The sequence below is a fragment of the Rhodococcoides kyotonense genome, assembly GCF_001645385.1.
GTDB classification, from domain to species: domain Bacteria; phylum Actinomycetota; class Actinomycetes; order Mycobacteriales; family Mycobacteriaceae; genus Rhodococcoides; species Rhodococcoides kyotonensis_B.
Genome location: NZ_LVHI01000010.1, coordinates 39,914 through 58,200 on the forward strand (window position 1 = coordinate 39,914; position 18,287 = coordinate 58,200).

Annotated in this window: 13 protein-coding genes; 4 read left to right on the forward strand and 9 right to left on the reverse strand. The window is 65.9% G+C overall.

The genetic code is table 11. The features are described from left to right. Positions 1-29 precede the first annotated feature (29 nt). The 4 genes from A3K89_RS07300 to A3K89_RS07315 all read left to right on the forward strand — a co-directional run bounded on the left by A3K89_RS07300 (position 30) and on the right by A3K89_RS07315 (position 5,626). Positions 30-2,135: a RecQ family ATP-dependent DNA helicase gene (locus A3K89_RS07300; RefSeq protein ID WP_068423737.1), complete on the forward strand. Its 2,106-nt coding sequence runs from the start codon at positions 30-32 to the stop codon at positions 2,133-2,135. Between the two features lie 238 nt (positions 2,136-2,373). Beyond that, a complete protein-coding gene (gene ectB, locus A3K89_RS07305) occupies positions 2,374-4,194 on the forward strand; it encodes a diaminobutyrate--2-oxoglutarate transaminase (RefSeq protein ID WP_084423644.1) in 1,821 nt (606 codons plus the stop codon). Positions 4,195-4,240: 46 nt separating this feature from the next. Then, positions 4,241-4,639: an ectoine synthase gene (locus A3K89_RS07310; RefSeq protein WP_068423739.1), complete on the forward strand. Its 399-nt coding sequence runs from the start codon at positions 4,241-4,243 to the stop codon at positions 4,637-4,639. Between the two features lie 150 nt (positions 4,640-4,789). Beyond that, on the forward strand, positions 4,790-5,626 hold the full coding sequence (locus tag A3K89_RS07315) for a Sir2 family NAD-dependent protein deacetylase (RefSeq protein ID WP_068423848.1): 837 nt from the start codon (positions 4,790-4,792) through the stop codon (positions 5,624-5,626). A 31-nt stretch (positions 5,627-5,657) separates the two neighbouring features. Here A3K89_RS07315 and proB read toward each other — a convergent pair whose 3' ends face one another. The 9 genes from proB to A3K89_RS07360 all read right to left on the reverse strand — a co-directional run bounded on the left by proB (position 5,658) and on the right by A3K89_RS07360 (position 18,254). Further along, on the reverse strand, positions 5,658-6,788 hold the full coding sequence (gene proB, locus A3K89_RS07320) for a glutamate 5-kinase (protein ID WP_068423741.1): 1,131 nt from the start codon (positions 6,786-6,788) through the stop codon (positions 5,658-5,660). A gap of 6 nt (positions 6,789-6,794) precedes the next feature. After that, complete coding sequence (gene obgE / locus A3K89_RS07325) at positions 6,795-8,243, reverse strand: GTPase ObgE (protein ID WP_068423849.1); 1,449 nt, start codon at positions 8,241-8,243, stop codon at positions 6,795-6,797. Positions 8,244-8,409: 166 nt separating this feature from the next. Then, positions 8,410-8,673 carry a 50S ribosomal protein L27 gene (gene rpmA / locus A3K89_RS07330; protein ID WP_068423743.1) on the reverse strand — a complete coding sequence of 88 codons (264 nt, stop codon included), beginning with the start codon at positions 8,671-8,673 and terminating at the stop codon, positions 8,410-8,412. 73 nt (positions 8,674-8,746) lie between these two features. Then, positions 8,747-9,058: a 50S ribosomal protein L21 gene (gene rplU, locus A3K89_RS07335; protein ID WP_068423745.1), complete on the reverse strand. Its 312-nt coding sequence runs from the start codon at positions 9,056-9,058 to the stop codon at positions 8,747-8,749. A 235-nt stretch (positions 9,059-9,293) separates the two neighbouring features. Continuing rightward, the gene (locus tag A3K89_RS07340) at positions 9,294-12,773 is read right to left on the reverse strand and encodes a translation initiation factor IF-2 N-terminal domain-containing protein (RefSeq protein ID WP_068423747.1); all 3,480 of its coding nucleotides are present in this window, start codon (positions 12,771-12,773) and stop codon (positions 9,294-9,296) included. Between the two features lie 520 nt (positions 12,774-13,293). Continuing rightward, positions 13,294-13,707 carry a nucleoside-diphosphate kinase gene (ndk, locus tag A3K89_RS07345; RefSeq protein ID WP_068423749.1) on the reverse strand — a complete coding sequence of 138 codons (414 nt, stop codon included), beginning with the start codon at positions 13,705-13,707 and terminating at the stop codon, positions 13,294-13,296. 39 nt (positions 13,708-13,746) lie between these two features. Then, on the reverse strand, positions 13,747-14,148 hold the full coding sequence (locus tag A3K89_RS07350) for a DUF4233 domain-containing protein (RefSeq protein ID WP_068423751.1): 402 nt from the start codon (positions 14,146-14,148) through the stop codon (positions 13,747-13,749). Further along, positions 14,145-15,524, reverse strand: a complete 1,380-nt coding sequence (gene folC / locus A3K89_RS07355; RefSeq protein WP_068423754.1) for a bifunctional tetrahydrofolate synthase/dihydrofolate synthase — start codon at positions 15,522-15,524, stop codon at positions 14,145-14,147. The genes A3K89_RS07350 and folC overlap by 4 nt, the downstream gene beginning before the upstream one ends. 60 nt (positions 15,525-15,584) lie before the next feature. Further along, a complete protein-coding gene (locus A3K89_RS07360; protein WP_068423759.1) occupies positions 15,585-18,254 on the reverse strand; it encodes a valine--tRNA ligase in 2,670 nt (889 codons plus the stop codon). Positions 18,255-18,287 lie beyond the last annotated feature (33 nt).

Sequence of the window (18,287 nt, forward strand, 5' to 3'; positions counted from 1 at the left end):
CTGTCGGACGCGTGCGGCACCATGGGGCCATGACCACATCGGAAGCACCCACGACCGATCTTCGCGACGACGCCGAACGTCTCCTCGGCGAGTTGGCCGGGCCCGGCGCCCGGCTGCGCGAGGATCAGTGGACCGCCATCGAGGCATTGGTCGTGGGCCGACGGCGCGCTCTGGTGGTGCAGCGCACCGGGTGGGGAAAGTCGGCGGTCTACTTCATCGCCGCCAAGCTGCTGCGCGAGCAGGGCCTCGGCCCGACAGTCATCGTGTCTCCTCTGCTGGCGTTGATGCGCAACCAGGTCGCCTCGGCCGAACGTGCAGGGGTGCGCGCGGCCACCATCAACTCGGGCAACATGACCGAGTGGGAGGACGTGCACGCAGACGTCGCGGCCGGCCGTCTCGACGTCCTGCTCGTCAGCCCCGAGCGGCTCAACAATCCGGACTTCCGGGACCAGGTGTTGCCGTCGCTCGCCGCGGACGCAGGTCTCGTCGTCGTCGACGAGGCGCACTGTGTGTCCGACTGGGGTCACGACTTCCGTCCCGACTATCGACGCATTCGTACCCTCATCTCCGAATTGCGCGACGGCATTCCGGTGCTCGCCACCACTGCGACGGCCAACGACCGCGTCGTCGCCGACGTCGCGGCACAGCTCGGCGTCGGCGGCAGCGATACCGTCGTTCTCCGCGGTGGGCTCGAGCGCGAATCGCTGCACCTGTCGGTGGTGCAGATCGAGAACACCACCGAACGCGCCGCGTGGCTCGCATCCCGTTTGGCCGAACTCCCCGGGTCCGGCATCGTGTACACGCTGACCGTGTCCGCCGCCCACGATCTCGCGAGCCTGCTGTCCGACCAGGGTCTGGCTGTCGCTGCGTACACAGGTCAGACCGATCCGACCGAACGCGAATCGCTCGAGGCAGACCTGCTGAACAACGAGGTCAAGGCGTTGATCGCGACGTCTGCGCTCGGCATGGGCTTCGACAAACCGGATCTGGGCTTCGTGGTCCACATGGGCGCTCCGTCGTCGCCCATCTCCTACTACCAGCAGGTGGGCCGTGCCGGGCGTGCCACCGAGCGCGCCGAGGTCATCCTGCTTCCCGGGCACGAGGACCGGCAGATCTGGAGTTACTTCGCGTCGGTTGCGTTCCCCCGGGAGCACGTCGTGCGGCAGGTGATCGAGGTGCTCGACGAGGTGAAGCCGCAGTCGACTCCGGCGCTCGAGCCGCTCGTCGACCTGAACCGGAGCCGTCTCGAGATGGTACTGAAGGTGCTCGACGTCGACGGCGCCGTCCAGCGCGTACGGGGCGGCTGGATCGCCACCGGACAACCGTGGGTGTATGACGCGTCGCGCTACGAACGGCTGGAGCAGGCAAGGGACTCCGAGCAGCAGGCGATGATCGACTACCAGCGCACAGACGGGTGCCGCATGGAATTCCTACGGCGACAGCTCGACGACCCGGAACTCGCGGAGGGTGCCGACCCCTGTGGCCGCTGTGACAACTGTACAGGGCAGTCTTACTCGGTGCAGGTCGACGCAGCCGCACTCGAATCGACCAGGGCCCGCCTGGACCGACCGGGCGTGGATCTACCGCCACGGAAGCAGTGGCCGAGCGGAATGAAGAAGCTCGGCGTGTCACTGTCCGGCAAGATCACCGACGGCCCGCGATCCGGCCGCATCCTGGGTAGACTCACCGACCTGGGCTGGGGCGCCAGGCTGCGTCAGCTGCTCGACGGCCCCGACGGTCCTGCGCCTGCGGCATTGCTCGACGGCTGTATCAGTGTCCTCGCGAACTGGGACTGGGAGACCAGGCCCACCTCCGTCATCGCCCTCGAGTCCGACACACACCCGCAGCTCATTCGATCCGTGTCGAGCGAGCTCGCACGTATCGGCAGGCTCGACGACCTGGGCATCCTCGCCCCTCGGCCGGACCACCCACCCGTGTCGGCCGCCAATTCGGCATTCCGCGTCGCCGGGCTCATCGATTCGTGGGACGTACCGGACCTGACCAGCACCGATGGCCCGGTTCTGCTGGTGGACCTGCTGACCGACAGCGGCTGGACCTTCACGTGCGCGTCGGTCGCGCTCCGCCAGGCCGGAGCAGACGCTGTCCTACCGTTCGCTCTCGCGACTCCCAAGTAGCCCGGCCTCCGCCTCCGAGGCAACTCTCGGTCGACTGCAGGAACGCTAAGCCCACCCTGTGCATCGACGTTTTTCGACTCGAACCATCGTCGCTGTCTCGCTCGGGCGTTACCTCGAATCCCACGAACGTGACCAGCCTCACATTCACCCTCTTACCTGGGAAAGCGACAAGGTTTATCGAACCAATTTCCGGGGGTACATGAAATGCCATGGTCACCTTGTTACGTTGGTATTTCCTATGAAGCCCGCACAGCTGAGAGCGACCCCAATCACTGCGCCGGACGCAGTGACGTTTCGTAGTCCACAGGTTTCCGACGGAGTCCGGCTCTGGGAAATCGCGAGAGATTCGCGCGTACTCGACCTCAATTCGAGCTACGCATACGTATTGTGGTGCAGAGATTTCGCTGCGACATCCGTCGTTTCCGACGTCGATGGTCGCGCCGTAGGGTTCGTCACCGGTTACATCCGACAGGACTCCCCCACAACGTTTTTCGTGTGGCAGGTGGCAGTCGATGCGGATCAGCGGGGCAAGGGACTTGCCGGCCGCATGCTGAACGAACTTCTCGATCGTCTTGCGCCGCAGGGCATCACTCATCTCGAAACGACGATCAGCCCCGACAACGAGGCGTCGATCGCGTTGTTCACCGCCCTCGCTCGAACACGGGGCACGGACATCACCAAGTCAGATCTGTTCGCGCCGAACGATTTCCCTGATAGCCACGAGGCGGAGGAGCTCTACACCGTAGGCCCCGCCACCGTGCGCACACACGAAAGGAACAAGCAGAACATGACCGAGTCGACCATCACCGAGAAGCCCGACGTCTTCGAGACCGTCGAGTCCGGAGTTCGGAGCTACAGCCGTCAGTGGCCTGCTGTGTTCAAGACTGCGAAGAACTCGACTCTCGTGGACGAGAACGGCCGTGAGTACCTCGACTTCTTCGGCGGCGCAGGCGCTTTGAACTACGGTCACAACAACGACATTCTCAAGGGTGCACTCGTCGACTACATCCAGAGCGACGGCATCACCCACGGTCTCGACATGTCCACCGTCGCGAAGCGTGAGTTCCTCGAGTCATTCAAGAAGAACATCCTCGATCCGCGCGGCCTCGACTACAAGGTGCAATTCCCCGGTCCCACAGGCGCCAACACGGTCGAGGCAGCCCTCAAGCTCGCCCGCAAGGTCACCGGACGCGAAGCAATCATCAACTTCACCAACGCTTTCCATGGCATGACACTCGGCGCGCTGTCGGTCACCGGCAACTCGATGAAGCGAGCCGGCGCCGGAATTCCGCTGGTGCACACGACTCCTATGCCGTACGACAACTACTTCGGCGGCGTCACCGAGGACTTCCAGTGGTTCGAGCGCGTGCTCGACGACTCGGGCAGTGGAATCAACCGCCCGGCTGCAGTCATCGTCGAGACCATCCAGGGCGAGGGCGGCATCAACGTTGCCCGTCCGGAGTGGTTGCGCGCCTTGGCCGAACTGTGCTCGCGTCGCGACATCCTGCTGATCGTCGACGACGTGCAGATGGGTTGTGGCCGCACCGGCCAGTTCTTCTCGTTCGAGGAAGCAGGCATCGTTCCGGACATCGTCACGCTGTCGAAGTCGGTCGGTGGTTACGGAATGCCGATGGCGCTCACGCTGTTCAAGCCGGAGCTCGACGTGTGGGCACCGGGTGAGCACAACGGAACGTTCCGAGGATTCAACCCCTCGTTCGTCACGTCGAAGGTCGCCATCGAGACGTACTGGTCCGACGACACGTTCGAGAAGGAGATTCTCGCGAAGGGCGCTCACATTCAGGATCGCTTCATCAAGCTGTGCGCGAAGTTCAGCTGCGTGTCCACTCGTGGCCGCGGAATGGTGCAGGCACTCGCATTCGAGGAGCCGGAGCAGGCCACCAAGGTCGCCCAGCTCTGCTACGACGAGGGACTTCTCGTCGAGACCGCAGGTCCGTCCGACGAGGTCGTCAAGCTGCTTCCGCCGCTGACCACGACCCTCGAAGAACTGGATCGCGGACTCGACATCATCGAAAGCGCGACCGCAAAAGTGTGCTCCTGAGCCACTTTCCGCGTAACGCACTCACTCGACCGAAGGGAGATCATCCATGATCGTTCGTACTACCCAGGACATCACCGGCACCGATCGCGAAATCAAGAGTGAAGACGGCCAGTGGGTCAGCAAGCGCATCATCCTCGGCGGCGACAAGGTGGGATTCTCGTTCCACGAGACCACCATCAAGGCCGGGACGGTGAACAACTTTCACTACGCCAACCATGTCGAGGCCGTCTGGCTCATCGAAGGTGAGGGCACTCTGACCGACCGTGAAACCGGTGAGACGTACGAGCTGGGCCCGGGTTCGATGTACCTGCTCAACGGCCACGAGCGCCACACGGTGGAGCCGCGGACCCAGATGCGCATGATGTGCGTGTTCAACCCGCCCGTCGTCGGCAACGAGACGCACGACGAGAACGGCGTGTACCCGCTCGTCGAGGTCCCTGCATAAGACAGCGGTATTCTTTCCCCGAGACATCTCCGACGCCCCGTCCGACCGCGTGAGCCGGTCGCACGGGGCGTCGGCGTATCGGCGCCTCGACCAGGTGCGCGGCTGCCGGGCGCTACCCTGGATGGGGTGTCGGCCCCTGGAACTCACAGCATCGTCGCCGGGACGGACTTCGACGCGATCGTCGAGGTACTGTCCGGCAAGTCCGTCGCCGTCGTCACCGGCGCCGGTATGTCGACCGACTCGGGAATCCCCGACTACCGAGGACCGGACTCACCTCCACGGAATCCGATGACGTATCAGCAGTTCATCGGCGACGACGAGTTCCGCCGGCACTACTGGGCACGTAACCACGTCGGTTGGCGTCACATGGACGCAGCACGCCCGAACCTCGGACACCGCAGTCTCGCCGCGCTGGAGCGTCGCGGCGTGGTGTCGGGGGTCATCACGCAGAACGTCGACATGCTGCACACCAAGGCGGGAAGCCGACACGTCATCGACCTCCACGGTGTCTACGCACGTGTCCGGTGCCTGAGCTGCGGACGGCTCATCTCACGATTCACACTCGCGCAGCGACTCGACGAGCTGAACCCCGGATTCTTGGAGAGCGTGGCGCCTGCGGAAGGCGTCGAGATAGCCCCGGACGCGGATGCCGTCCTCACCAGCACGGCCCATTTCCGCATGGTCGACTGCGCGTACTGCGGCGGGGTCCTCAAGCCCGACATCGTCTACTTCGGCGAGAGCGTGCCCAAGCCGAGGGTGGCCGAGGCCTTCGACCTGGTCGATCGCAGCGACGCGGTCCTCGTCCTCGGATCGTCGTTGACGGTCATGTCGGGACTCAGGTTCGTCCGTCGTGCCGCCAAGGCCGGAATTCCCATCGTGATCGTCAACCGAGGGCCGACACGAGGCGACGAGTTCGCGACCGTCACCTCGCATGCGGGGACCTCCGAGACGGTTACCGCGCTTCTCGAGGCGCTCCCGTCGCCGTAGCAGCCCGCGACGGCGGACCGCTTTGTCCGGTTCAGGCAGGAACCAGATCGTCGGCATGTACGACGGGACGATGCAGCTCCGGCGACAGCTCGCTCGTCGACTTGCCGAGCATCCCGGTCAACTCCGACGCGTCGAATGCCACGACCCCGCGGGCGACGAGTTGCCCGTCGGGACCACGCAGCGACACGACGTCGCCACCGTAGAACTGACCCGACAGGCCGGTGATGCCCGCCGACAGCAACGATCGACGCTTCTCGACGACGGCGCGCACCGCCCCGGCATCCAGATGGATGTCACCGGAGACGTCGGCGGCATGTCGCACCCAGAACCGGCGCGCCGACAGACGCGTCGGGCGTGCCGCGAATGCCGTTCCGACACTGGCGTCGGTCAGCGCTGCCTCGGCGTCCGACGCTGCCGCGAGCAACACGGGAACGCCTGCGTCGGCGGCGAGGCGCGCTGCGGACAGTTTCGACGCCATTCCGCCGGTCCCCAGTGCACCGCCGGATCCGGCGACGACGCCGTCGAGGTCTTCGGGACTGTCGACCTCGGGGATGAGCGTCGCGTGCCCTTTGCGTGGGTCGCCGTCGTACAGACCCGAAACGTCGGACAGCAGAACGAGAGCGTCGGCTCCCACGAGATGCGCAACCAGCGCAGCGAGCCGGTCGTTGTCACCGAAGCGAATCTCGGCCGTCGCGACCGTGTCGTTCTCGTTGACGATCGCCACCGCACCCAGCGAACGCAGTCGATCCAGCGTGCGTTGCGCGTTACGGTGATTGGTCCGCCGCGCGATGTCCTCGGCGGTCAGCAGCACCTGTCCGACGGTGCGTCCGTATCGGGCGAACGACGTGCCCCACGCATGCGCGAGAGCAAGCTGTCCGACGCTCGCCGCTGCCTGCTTCGTCGCGAGATCCTGTGGGCGCTTGGTCAATCCGAGTGGCGCGATGCCCGCACCGATAGCACCGGACGACACGACGACGACATCCGTGCCGCCCCGCATGCGCGCTTCGACGGCGTCGGCAAGGCGATCCAGTCGACCCGTGTCCAACCCACCGACGAGCGACGTCAGTGCCGACGAACCGATCTTGACGACGATTCTCTTGGCGTCCGCGACGCGTGCCCTCGTGGTCGAGGTGAGCACTTCGGAATCGGATTCAGCCGTCACAGGCCCTCACTCGTCGGTGTCGAGACCGCGACGGACTCGACGTGCGTGCTTGCGCTCGTCGGCGCCGATGCGTTCGACCTGGTCCAGACGCGCATCCGTGCCTCGTCCGGTTCTCGTGACGTCGACGCCTGCCGGGGTCTGCGGTTCCCAGTCGAAGCTGACGTCGGCGATGGTGACCGACGCTCCCGGTTCGGCACCCATCTTGATGAGCGTGTCCTCGACACCGAGCCTGGCGAGCCGGTCCGCGAGGTAGCCGACGGCTTCGTCGTTGCTGAACTGCGTCTGTGCGACCCATCGCTCGGGACGCGTACCGAGCACGATGAAGCCACCGGGCACGTCGGGATCCTTGACCACCTGGAAGCCTTCTTCGTCCCGCGCGACAGGCCGGATGACGGCGCGCCTCGGTGCAGCAGGCGGGTGCGCGACGCGGTACTCCTCCACCATCTTCGCGAGCGCGAAGATCAACGGCTTCAAACCTTCTCGGCTGACGGCCGAGATGGTGAACACGGGCCAACCGCGGGCTTCGAACTCGGGCGTGACCATCTCGGCGAGTTCGGCAGCCTCGGGCACGTCGGCCTTGTTGAGCACGACGATGCGCGGCCTGTCCGCGAGATCACCCAGACTCGCGTCGCCGGACAGCGCAGGCTTGTACGCCGCGAGTTCGGCTTCGAGGGCGTCGACGTCGGAGATCGGGTCACGGCCGGGATCGAGTGTCGCGCAATCGACGACGTGGGCGAGCACGGCACACCGCTCGAGGTGCCGCAGAAATTCGAGACCGAGGCCGCGACCGTCGCTGGCGCCGGGAATCAGACCGGGAACGTCGGCGACGGTGAAGGTCGTCTCACCACTGGAGACCACGCCCAAGTTCGGAACGAGCGTCGTGAACGGGTAGTCCGCGATCTTCGGCTTCGCCGCCGACAGCACCGACACGAGCGACGACTTACCGGCCGACGGGAATCCGACGAGGCCGACGTCGGCGACCGACTTCAGTTCGAGAACGAGATCGCGTTCGACACCCTCTTCACCGAGGAGCGCGAAGCCAGGTGCTTTGCGGGCCTTCGACGCCAGAGCCGCGTTGCCGAGACCTCCGCGACCGCCGCTGGCCGCGTCGAAACGCGTTCCTTCTCCGACCATGTCGGCGAGGATCTTGCCGTCGCGATCTAGGACGACGGTGCCGTCCGGCACCTTCAGAATCAGGTCTTCGCCGTCGGAACCCTGCCGGTTGGCACCCATGCCCTGGGTTCCGTTGGTGGCTTTGGCATGCGAATGGAAATGGAAGTCGAGCAGCGTGTGCACACCGCGATCGACCACGAACACGACGTTGCCGCCGCGTCCGCCGTTGCCGCCGTCGGGGCCGCCGAGCGGCTTGAACTTCTCACGGTGGACGGACGCACAGCCGTTGCCGCCTTTGCCGGCGGTGACGTGGAGCACCACGCGGTCGATGAATCGCGACATGACTGCCCTCGATCCTTCCCCGGCCTCGTCGGCCGAAATTTTCGATGCCCACAAACACGATAAGGGCGGACCGGGTTCTTTCGACCCTGGTCCGCCCTTATCGAAGTGCTGGGCGCGTCGGATCGGCCCCGAGGGGCGCTACCGACGCAGATGATGCAGCGGAGACTCAGGCCTCGACTGCAACCGGAACGATGTTCACGGTCTTGCGTCCACGCTTGGCGCCGAACTCGACCGAGCCTGCAGCCAGAGCGAACAGCGTGTCGTCGCCGCCACGGCCGACGTTGACGCCGGGGTGGAAGTGTGTGCCGCGCTGACGAACCAGGATCTCGCCTGCGCTGACCGTCTGGCCGCCGAAACGCTTGACGCCGAGGCGCTGAGCATTCGAATCGCGACCGTTACGGGAGCTGGATGCACCCTTCTTATGTGCCATGTTGCATACCCTCCTCGGGTGATGTGCTCGTGAAGAACGCCGACTGTCAAGTATGCCAGCGCGGAAGAACTGGCTACTTGATGCCGGTGACCTTGAGGACGGTCAGCTTCTGCCTGTGTCCCTGACGCTTGTGGTAACCGGTCTTGTTCTTGAACTTGTGGATGCGGATCTTCGGGCCCTTGGTGTGCTCGACGACCTCACCGGTGACCGAGATCTCGGCCAGCTTGTCGGCGTCGGTGGTCAGGTCGGATCCGTCGACGACGAGGACCGGAGCAAGCGAGACAGCAGTGCCGGGCGCTCCCTCGATCTTCTCGACCTTGACGAGGTCACCAACAGCGACCTTGTACTGCTTTCCGCCGGTCTTGACGATCGCATACGTTGCCATCGGAGGGCTACCCCTTGCTTCTTCGAACTTGCTCGCGCTACCGCAGGGCAACACGACTGGTCTGGGTCTTGCTTGTTTTTTCTGCTTCCTGGGTTACCCGCACAGGCCATTCCCGTTCCGAAAGAACCGGGATCAAGGCACAGCAGAACAGTGTCACCAGGAGCGACTTATCAAGGTTACGGCAGATGGGCAGTCATGGTCAAACCGCCCATCCGCCGACCTCGACGGCTCATCGTTATTCGTCGGCCGGCGGGCCTGCCGGGCGAGCTGCTGCTCGTCGACGAGGCTTCCGTACGGGCAGGTCGGCAGCCGAATCCGAGTTCGACGCCGTGCTCGGACCCGATGTCGTGTGCACCGGTTCGGGAGCCGCCAGGTCCGTCGGGGACTGCGTGGCGGGAATCACGAACACGGTTCCGGCGTCGGGTGCCTCTGTCGTCGGCGCAGCCGCCTTACGGGCCACTCTCCTGGCCCGGCGCGGCGTGACGATCGCCTGTTCTTCGACAGGTTCCTCGACCACGGGCTGCGCGACGGCCGACTCCTCGGCTGCTGCCTGTCCGTCCGATCCGGTCTCCGCGACGCCGTCGCCCGTCTCCGTGATCTCGGGCTGCTCGGCTACCTCGGACTTTTCCGTGACCTCGGGCTTCTCGGCTGCCTCGGACTTCCCCGTGACCTCGACCTCGGCGGGAGTCGTCTCGACCGACTCTCCCTGCACCGCAGCGACATCGGTCGCGTCGATGATCTCGGGCGCGGCGTCCGACGCGTCCTGTGCCTTTTCGACCACGTCGGCAGGCGTCACGTCGGCGACGACCTCGTCGTGATGCGCGGCCATGGCCAACGCGACCGGGTGCGCACGCTTCACCGACGGGTCGACGGTGTGCTCATGCTGGGGCTGCTCAGGCGCGTTCTGCGCCTGGTTGTTGTCGGACTTGTCCCGACCACGACGCTTACGGCCGGAGCCGCCTTCGCCACGCGACGAGTTCGAACGCGAGTCGTTCTCGGTGGCCTTGGCCTCGACCGGGAACGGGTGCACGACGATGCCGCGTCCCTGGCAGTGCTCACACGTCGTCGAGAATGCCTCGACCAGGCCCGTACCGAGCTTCTTGCGCGTCATCTGAACGAGGCCGAGCGACGTCACCTCGGACACCTGATGCCGTGTCCGGTCGCGTCCGAGTGCCTCGGTGAGACGCCGGAGCACGAGATCACGGTTCGATTCGAGAACCATGTCGATGAAGTCGACGACGATCATGCCGCCGATGTCGCGCAGACGCATCTGGCGGACGACCTCTTCGGCAGCCTCCAGGTTGTTCCTGGTCACCGTCTCTTCGAGGTTGCCCCCGGCACCGGTGAACTTGCCGGTGTTGACGTCGACGACGGTCATCGCCTCGGTGCGGTCGATGACGAGCGTTCCGCCCGACGGCAGCCACACCTTGCGATCGAGTGCCTTGGCAAGCTGTTCGTCGATGCGGTGTGCCTCGAACACGTCCGGCTGACCGGGTTCGGCGACGTGCCGCTGAAGCTTCGGCAACATGTCGGCGGCCACGGTCTCGATGTACGACGACGTCGTCTGCCACGCCTTGTCACCCTCGATGACGAGCTTGACGAAATCCTCGTTGAACAGGTCACGGATGACCTTGACGAGCAGATCGGGCTCTTCGTAGAGAGTCTGCGGCTGCGTCCCCTTGCTCGACTCGGCCTTCTTAGACGCCTCTTCGATGCTGGTCCACTGGGCCTGTAGACGCGTCACGTCGCGTGCCAGTTCTTCTTCGCTGACGCCCTCGGCGGCAGTACGGATGATGACGCCTGCCTCGGGCGGCACGATCTCGCGGAGAATCTCCTTGAGACGCTTGCGCTCGGTGTCGGGCAGCTTGCGGCTGATTCCGGTGGAACTGCCACCCGGCACGTACACCAGGTAGCGGCCGGCCAACGACAACTGCGTCGTCAGACGCGCACCCTTGTGTCCGACCGGGTCCTTGCTGACCTGGACGAGCACCTGATCGCCCGGCTTCAGCGCCTGTTCGATCTTGCGCGAATTGCCACCGAGACCTGCTGCATCCCAGTTGACCTCACCGGCGTACAGAACACCGTTGCGGCCACGGCCGATGTCGATGAACGCGGCCTCCATGCTCGGAAGCACGTTCTGAACGCGGCCCAGGTAGACGTTGCCGACCATCGAGGCCGACGCGCTGCTGGTCACGAAGTGCTCCACGAGGACGCCGTCCTCGAGCACCGCGACCTGGGTGGTGACGCCGTGGTCGGGGAACGCCTTCTCCCGAACGACCATGACGCGGTCGACCGACTCACGACGAGCGAGGAACTCCGACTCCGTCAGGATCGGCGGCCTGCGGCGACCCGCGTCGCGACCGTCGCGACGACGCTGACGCTTGGCTTCGAGACGCGTCGACCCGGTGATGCCCTGGACTTCGTCCTTGCTGCGCGACTTGTTGCGCGGCTCACGCTCGTGCACGACGGTGTTCGGCGGATCGTCGTCGGCCGACGTCGGCTCGGACGACTCCCCGGAACTGCGGCGACGACGCCTCCGGCGACGGCGACGGCTCGATCCGTCCGAGGACTCGTCCTCGTCGTGCTCCGACGACTCCTCCGCGGAGTCCGACTCCTCGTCCGTGTCGTCGGACTCGGTCGACTCGTCCTGCTCGGACGTCTCGCTCTTGTCTCCCGAACGCGAGCGACGACGACGCGTGCGACGCTCTCCTGCCTGCTTGTCCTCGCCCTCGGTCTCGTCCGACGCGGCCTCGTCGACGTCCGACCGATCGTCGGCGGACTTGTCTTCCGCGCTGCTGTCGGTGCCGGACCCCGACTCGTCGTCGGATTGCGAATCCGACTCGTCACCCGTGCTGTCGGACTGTTCCCCGCGGCCACGGCCGCGACCGCGACGTCCGCGCCGCCTGCGACGCGGCTGCGACTGCTCGTCGTCGTCCTCGCTGCGGTCGGTGTCGGTGTCGGTTCGAGAAGACTCGGTGTCCGTGTCGGCTGCAGCGTCGGCCTCGGCGGGAACAGAGGGGTCCTCGACCCGGGTCGTCGCCTCGGCGGTCTCGGGGATGTCGGTCTCCGGCGTCGACGTCGAGTCCTCGGCGGGTCCGGCCGCCTTACGGCTGCGACGGCGCTTCGGCGGCGCCTCGACGGGCGCCTCGGGCTGCAGGAACAGCGGGGTCGAGAACTGCGGACGTGACGCGGGCGCAACCTCGGGCCGCGTCGCGGCACCGAAGACGTCGCCCGCAGACTCCTCGGCCGCAGGCTCGTCGGCTGCGGGCTCGGTGGTTGCAGGCTCGTCGGTAGCGGGCTCGTCGGTAGCGGGCTCGTCGGTAGCGGGCTCGGTGCCGAGCTGCGGCTCCTCGACGACCGGTTCCACCTCGACGGGGGCGGGTTCACCGGTCAGCGGTTCGGTGACGCTGGGTTCCGCTGCGATGGGTTCTGCGGCAGCCTGCTCCACAGGTGCAGCTTCCGGTGCCGTGAACGCGGTGTGCACCGTCGTCGCTGCATCGCGGCCGAGACTCGACTGCGCGCTACGGGCCTCGATACCGAGTTCGCCCAGCTTCGCGAGCACCTGCTTGCTGGTGACGCCGATGATCTTGGCCAGAGCGTGAACGCGCAGCCGATCCGGGAAGGTCGGGGTTTCGCCGGCCGACGACGACGCGTCACCTGCTGAACTTCCCGAGTTCGAGTTCTGTACATCTTCGGGCGGGGCTTGATCGGCCACGTAATCTCCTCGGGCCCCCGGGCGCGTCCACCTGCGTTACTGGTGGGTGTGACGCGGCCACGCGGGGGCAATCCATGTGTACCGACGCCGGGCGTGGCGTCGGTTGTTCGGTCTCGCTCCGCGTCTGGTGCGCTGTCACCGTCGGTGACCGGTGCGCCGGGCGCGGGGCCTGGCTGGTTGGCTCTGGCGCCTGCGAGCCCGAGCGCCGGATCATCAAGCATGCGGTCGGCGTGAGAAGAATTCACGCGTCGCGCAGCGATGACGGGCATCGAACCCCAGGTGTCATCCGGTTGCTACCACGCGAGCGCCACTGCGGTGTCGTCCACTGCGGTGCCGCCCTGGGTCGAGCGTAAAGCGTGTTGGTGCGGTGTAGATGTGTCTTCGTGAAGCCTGTGTTGTGAAAGCAACCATCACGAGTATCCCATACCGAACGAAGTGAACCCGCCACGCCGCTCCGATCACTGGATCGGCGGCGTGGCGGGCGCGCTGGGACGACGACTCGATCGTCGGTGCGACTCGGTCAGGAAAGCTCGGGGAACCACAGCGCGATCTCGCGTTCGGCCGACTCCACCGAGTCGGATCCGTGCACGAGATTCCGCTGGCCGTCGAGAGCGAGGTCGCCACGAATGGTTCCGGGAACGGCCTTCTCGACCGGGTCGGTACCGCCTGCGATCTGGCGGAACGCAGCGATGGCCCGCGGACCTTCGAGCACAGCCGCGACGACCGGTCCGGATGTGATGAAGTCGAGGAGCGCCGGGAAGAACGGCTTGCCCTCGTGTTCGGCATAGTGGGCACTGGCCAGCTCGAGCGTCACAGGCTTGAGCTCGAGTGCTGCGATGCTCAGTCCCTTCTTCTCCACGCGGCCGAGAATTTCCCCTACGTAGCGGCGGGCGACTCCGTCGGGCTTGATCAGTACAAGGGTGCGTTCGGTCACGACTGACGACAGTAGTGGACGAAAGCCTGGCCGATTCGGTCAGTCCCTCTGTCCGTAGAGCATGCCGCGTTCGATCCGACGGGTGATGTCGCGGCGGAGGTAGATCAGATAAGCCCAGACCGCACCGAAGACGACACCGACGATGCCGATCGACACGTGGATGAACACCCCGGCCAGGACGAGCGCCTGAAGGATCAGGTTGATCTGCATCGCCTGCGGACGCCCCTGCACTCCTGGCGCAAGCATCAACAGAATCGCGACCCCGACTATGTACGTCGTCGAGAACCAGCTCAGCCCGCCGCCGACCGTCGCGACGACGGGCAGCGCCAGCAGCACGACGATGGCTTCGAGGATCAGCGTGCCCGAGCACACACCGCGGAATCCCTTCCACGGATCGTTCGCCGGCGGCTTGAACTGTGCAGGTTCCGTGCCGTCGCTCATATCGGTTCCTTTCCGAACAATGTCCTGGCCGCCCCCGCGGTCACGACCGAGCCGGTCACCACCACACCGGCACCGGACACGGATTCACCCGGGTCGGCCACCTCCTCGGCGAGACCGATCGCGGTCTCCAACGCGTCGGGCAGCGTGGGCGCGACGACGACGCGCTCGTCACCGAATTTCGCGACGGCGATGTTCGCGAGGTCGTCGACGTCCATCGCCCGCGGGGATCCGTTGTGGGTCACGACGATCTCGTCGAAGACGGGCTCGAGCACCGTCAGCATCTGCTCGACGTCCTTGTCCCCCATCACGCTGACGACGCCGACCAACTTCCGGAAGTCGAATTCCGCGGACAGCGCCTGCACGAGGGCGCGTGCCCCGTGCGGGTTGTGTGCGGCGTCGAGAAAGACCGTCGGCGCGTTCCTGACTCGTTCCAGCCGGCCGGGATTGACGATCGACGCGAACGCAGCGCGGACGATGTCCTCGTCGAGTTGACGATCCGCACCGGCCCCGAAGAACGCCTCGACCGCGGCGAGCGCTTGCGACGCGTTGTGCGCCTGATGCTCGCCGTGCAGCGGGAGGAATACGTCGGTGTAGACCCCGCCGAGCCCCTGCAGTTCGAGCTGCTGACCGCCGATCGCGATACGTCGGCCGAGCACACGGAACTCGCTCCCTGCCCTCGCCACAGCCGCGTCGGCCTCGACGGCAGCACGTAACAGCACGTCGGCCACCTCCGGCTTCTGCTCGGCGATGACCGCGACGGTGTCGCGTGGTACCAGCCGCTCGGGAGCCTTCTTGATGATCCCGGCCTTCTCTCGCGCGATTCCGGCGAGATCGCTGCCCAAAAATTCGACGTGATCGATATCGATGGGCGTGATGACGGCGATCTCTCCGTCGACGACGTTGGTCGCGTCCCACCGACCTCCGAGTCCGACCTCGATCACACCGACCTCGACGGGGGCTTCGGCGAACGCCGCGAACGCCATGGCCGTCGTCACCTCGAACTTGCTCATCCGTGGCCCGCCCGCAGCCTGGGACTGGGTGTCGATCATCTCGACGAACGGCGCGATCTCGTTGTACGTGTCGACGTACAGCCGCGGCGAGATCGGCTTGCCGTCGATGCTGATCCGCTCCGTCGCGAGCTGCAGGTGCGGGCTCGTGGTCCGGCCGGTGCGACGGTGAAAGTGCGTCAGCAACGCGTCGATCATGCGAGTCACCGACGTCTTGCCGTTGGTTCCGGCGACGTGGATCGACGGGTACGCCTTCTGCGGCGAGCCGAGAAGATCCATCAACGCCGCGATGCGAGCGGTGCTGGGCTCGATCTTCGTCTCGGGCCACCGCTTGTCGAGCTCGGCCTCCACGAGGGCCAGCTCGGCCATGTCGACCGGGCTGGGCTCCCCTCGCCTGGAATCGTCTCGCGGCGAGCCGGATTCGCTCACTTAGCTTCCCATCGCTTCGAGGCGGGTGTTGATTCGTGCGATCTCCTCGGTGGCGATCTGCTGACGCGTACGAATCTTGTCGACGACGGCGTCGGGCGCCTTGGCCAGGAAGGCCTCGTTTCCGAGTTTGGCCGTCGTCTGGGCCAGTTCCTTCTCCGCGGCCGCCAGATCCTTGACCAACCGAGCACGCTCGGCGACGAGGTCGACGGTGCCCGACGTGTCGAGTTCGACGACGACCGTCGCCTTCGACAGGCGCACCTCGACCGATGCCGTGGCGGTGAACTCCGCGTCCGGCTCGGTGAGTTTCGCTTGTGCACGGGTGGCCGCCACCTGATCGATCAGGTCAGCCTCGTCGATGCCGACGAGTTTCGCGGCAACCTTCTGCGACGGCTTCAACCCCTGGTCGCTGCGGAACCGTCGCACTTCGGTGATGAGCTTCTGCATGTCCGAGATGCGCTGTGCCGCAATCTCGTCCACGGCGACGCCGGTGGCCTCCGGCCACGACGCGACGACGACGGACTCGCCGCCGGTCAGCACCTTCCACAGCGTCTCCGTGACGAACGGGATCACCGGGTGCAGCAGACGCAGCAGCGCGTCGAGGACGTTGCCGAGCACTGCGCGGGTGTGTTCGCCGTGGCTGTCGTCGCCGAACTGGACCTTGGCGATCTCGAGGTACCAGTCGCAGACCTCGTCCCACGCGAAGTGATAGAGCGCCTCGCACGCCTTGCTGAACTCGTAGCGCTCGAACGCTGCGTCGACCTCGGCACGAACCTGTTCGAGCCGGTCGAGGATCCAGCGGTCGGCATCGGTGAGCTCGGAGCGGTCCGGAAGTGCCGCGGGCGCAGCACCGTTCATCAATGCGAACTTGGTCGCGTTGAACAGTTTGTTCGCGAAGTTGCGCGAGGACTGCGCGTGATCCTCGCCGACCGACAGGTCCGCGCCGGGATTGGCGCCGCGAGCGAGGGTGAACCGCAGCGCGTCTGCGCCGAAGCGATCGACCCAGTCGAGCGGATCGATACCGTTGCCACGGGACTTGGACATCTTCTTGCCGAACTGATCTCGCACGAGGCCGTGCAGGAAGATGTCCTGGAACGGCACCGTGCCGCCGTTCGGACCTGCGGTCACCGACGCGTCCTGCGACACGTAGGTGCCGAACATCATCATGCGCGCGACCCAGAAGAACAGGATGTCGTAGCCGGTGACCAGCACCGACGTCGGGTAGAACGTCGCGAGGTCGTCGGTCGCATCGGGCCAGCCCATCGTCGAGAACGGCCACAGGCCGGACGAGAACCAGGTGTCGAGAACGTCGGGATCCTGCTCCCACCCCTCGGGGGCCGTCTCGTCGGGGCCGAGGCAGACGGTCTCACCGTTCGGGCCGTACCAGATCGGGATGCGGTGACCCCACCACAGCTGGCGCGAGATGCACCAGTCGTGCATGTTGTCGATCCACGCGAACCAGCGAGGCTCCTGGCTTGCCGGGTGAATCACGGTGTCCCCGTTGCGCACTGCGTCACCGGCAGCCTTGGCCAGTCCGTCGACCTTGACCCACCACTGCAGCGACAGCCGCGGTTCGATCGATTCGCCACTGCGTTCGGAGTGACCGACGCTGTGCAGATACGGCCGCTTCTCCGCGACGACGCGTCCCTGCGCGGCGAGCGCCTCGCGAACCTTGACACGAGCCTCGAAGCGGTCGAGACCGTCGAATTCCGTTCCGGTGTCGGCGATTCGGCCCGCCTTGTCCATGATGGTCGGCATCGGCAGGTCGTGTCGCAGACCCATCTCGAAGTCGTTGGGGTCGTGCGCAGGCGTGATCTTGACTGCGCCGGTACCGAATTCGGGATCGACGTAGTCGTCGGCGATGATCGGGATCTGCCGACCGGTGAACGGGTGCTCGAGCGTGGTGCCGATGAGGTGCTGGTAGCGCTCGTCGTCCGGATGGACGGCGACGGCGGTGTCACCCAGCATCGTCTCGACACGGGTGGTCGCGACGATCACGTGGGGCTCGTCGTCGTTCAGCGAGCCGTACCGCAGCGAGACCAGCTCGCCTTCGACGTCCTCGAACTTGACCTCGATATCGGAGATCGCCGTCTGCAGCACTGGAGACCAGTTGACGAGACGCTCGGCGCGGTAGATGAGACCGTCGTCGTACATGCGCTTGAAGATCGTCTGGACCGCGCGCGACAACCCGTCGTCCATCGTGAAGCGTTCGCGACTCCAGTCGACGCCGTCGCCGATTCGGCGCATCTGCCCGCCGATGGTGCCGCCGGACTCACGCTTCCAGTCCCACACCTTGTCGACGAAGAGTTCGCGGCCGAAGTCTTCCTTGGTCTTGCCGTCGGCGGCCAGTTGCTTCTCGACGACGGTCTGCGTCGCGATGCCCGCGTGGTCCATGCCCGGCAGCCACAGCACCTCGAAGCCCAGCATTCGCTTGCGACGGCTCAGCGCGTCCATCAGTGTGTGGTCCAGCGCGTGGCCCATGTGCAGGCTGCCGGTGACATTGGGCGGCGGCAGCACGATCGAGTACGGCGGCTTCCCACTGGTCGGGTCGGCCGCGAAGTAGCCGGCATCCACCCAGCCCTGGTACAGATCCGCCTCTACCGCGCTGGGATCCCAGCTCTTGGGCAGGTTGTCGGCGGGAGACTCGGGGCGCTCTGATGCTGAACTGGTCACCCGACGATTCTAGTAGTCGCGCCGAGCGCCTCC

Bases quoted from the DNA above. Each gene is read 5' to 3' on its own strand.
- A3K89_RS07300 (WP_068423737.1), top strand. From the start codon at position 30: ATGACCACATCGGAAGCACCCACGACCGATCTTCGCGACGACGCCGAA.
- ectB (WP_084423644.1), top strand. From the start codon at position 2,374: ATGAAGCCCGCACAGCTGAGAGCGACCCCAATCACTGCGCCGGACGCA.
- A3K89_RS07310 (WP_068423739.1), top strand. From the start codon at position 4,241: ATGATCGTTCGTACTACCCAGGACATCACCGGCACCGATCGCGAAATC.
- obgE (WP_068423849.1), bottom strand. From the start codon at position 8,243: ATGTCGCGATTCATCGACCGCGTGGTGCTCCACGTCACCGCCGGCAAA.
- rpmA (WP_068423743.1), bottom strand. From the start codon at position 8,673: ATGGCACATAAGAAGGGTGCATCCAGCTCCCGTAACGGTCGCGATTCG.
- rplU (WP_068423745.1), bottom strand. From the start codon at position 9,058: ATGGCAACGTATGCGATCGTCAAGACCGGCGGAAAGCAGTACAAGGTC.
- A3K89_RS07350 (WP_068423751.1), bottom strand. From the start codon at position 14,148: ATGAGCGACGGCACGGAACCTGCACAGTTCAAGCCGCCGGCGAACGAT.
- folC (WP_068423754.1), bottom strand. From the start codon at position 15,524: ATGGCCGAGCTGGCCCTCGTGGAGGCCGAGCTCGACAAGCGGTGGCCC.